Origin of the sequence: Candidatus Cryosericum odellii, from assembly GCF_003570935.1 — a bacterium.
Classification (GTDB): domain Bacteria; phylum Caldisericota; class Caldisericia; order Cryosericales; family Cryosericaceae; genus Cryosericum; species Cryosericum odellii.
In genome coordinates this window covers 1-1,576 of record NZ_QXIU01000260.1, presented here as the reverse complement: position 1 = coordinate 1,576, position 1,576 = coordinate 1, and the positions used below count along the sequence as shown (strand labels likewise).

Below are 1,576 nucleotides of genomic sequence, written 5' to 3'. Positions count from 1 at the left end.
ATAAATGAGTTGATGCGTGAAAGGCAGGTACGTGCCACACGGTGTGCATTCCGGATGGAAACCCGAAAGACCGCCGTAAGAACGACGACAGCAGTGAGCACTGCCATAAGAACCCACGTCAGAAAGGCATTGAGGGAGAACATGACGACCGTAACGCCCACGAGCAGAAATCCATCACGGACGATATTGATGAGAGCCTGGCTGTACATGTCCGCCAGAGCTTCGATGTCATTGGTAACACGCGTGGTCAGGCGGCCTGACGGTGTCCGGTCAAAAAAGCTGAATGGCAAACGCTCCACATGCTCAAAGAGCTGCACCCGGATGTCATAGACAATACGCTGACCGACGACCTCGAGGAGGACGCGATTAATGTATCCAACCACGAATGCCAGGAGAACAATTGCCAGAAACAGCAGCGACAGCCTCTTGATACCGGCAACGTCGACGGAACGCAACCAGGCATGCTCCTCAGGCGAGAAACGCTGCAGAGAAGATGCATCCATGATGTACGTTCCCGCCGGGAAGACCGGCTGAGGAGCGCTGAAAACAAAGGGCTGGGGAGCATCGACATATCCGTTGAGGCGGTCAAGGCCAAGCTGCCTCGCCTTGTCAGGTGTCACGACATAGAGAGACACATCCGTGGTCTGTACTGACTTGCCGCTCAGGCGTAAACCTTTTGTCAGCTCGGTACTGTCGTAGTAGGAATGACCGCCCAGCACAAAACGGTCCACCCCGCCTACAACCCCGTTCGCCGTCTGGACGTCTTCGAGCGCGTCCACCCGCACGAACCGTGCTGTCGTCGGGTCGATATAGTTGTCGATAGCCTGGCGCACAATGAGTGGACAGGCAATGGTCTTTGCGGTCAGAATGCAGATCAGGACCAGGGAGATGAGCAGCATCCACCAGTATGGACGCGCAAACTTCAGCAGACGCGCCATAAGCGTTGTATCAAAGGACCGTTCCTGGGTCTCGTCGTTCGAAATACCAGCCATTATTCCTTCTCCACCTTGTGTTCCACAAGCTGTCTTCTGAAGACACGCCAGTACCAGTCATGCTTCCGCAGCAACGCGCTATGCGTCCCTTCCTCGGCAACGCGTCCAGCATTCAGCACCAGAACTCTGTCCATTTGACGCAATGCAGAGATGCGGTTGCTGATCACGATCGTCGTCGGTCGCGACGTGAAACCTGCAATGTTATCGAGAATGTGTTTTTCGGTGTCGGCGTCCACCGCTGAAAGAGCATCGTCGAGGACCAGAATGCGCGGTTTCTTGAGGAATGCGCGAGCAATGGTGACCCGCTGTTTCTCTCCACCCGACAGGGTCACTCCACGTTCTCCCACGATCGTGCCGAATTCATCTCTGAATTCCGAGATGTTATTGTAGATATCAGACTGTTTCGTTGCTTCCCCGATCTCCTTCTCGCTTACCGGCAGATCAGTCACGTTGATATTCTCCTCCAGGGAATCCGAGAACAGGAAAACGTCCTGTGTGACAACGCCAATAGCGCGCCGCAGATCCTTGAGCCTGTATTGCCGCACATCCACGCCATCCACAAGCACCTTCCCGGCGGAGGGATC

2 protein-coding genes are annotated in these 1,576 nt (G+C 55.1%); both read right to left on the bottom strand.

The window, feature by feature from the left end:
- On the bottom strand, window positions 1–992 hold a 992-nt coding region (locus SMC5_RS10240), incomplete at its 3' end, for an ABC transporter ATP-binding protein (protein WP_133299213.1).
- The coding region (locus SMC5_RS10235) for an ATP-binding cassette domain-containing protein (protein WP_119120608.1) at window positions 992–1,576 on the bottom strand (585 nt) is incomplete at its 5' end. The genes SMC5_RS10235 and SMC5_RS10240, both read right to left, overlap by 1 nt.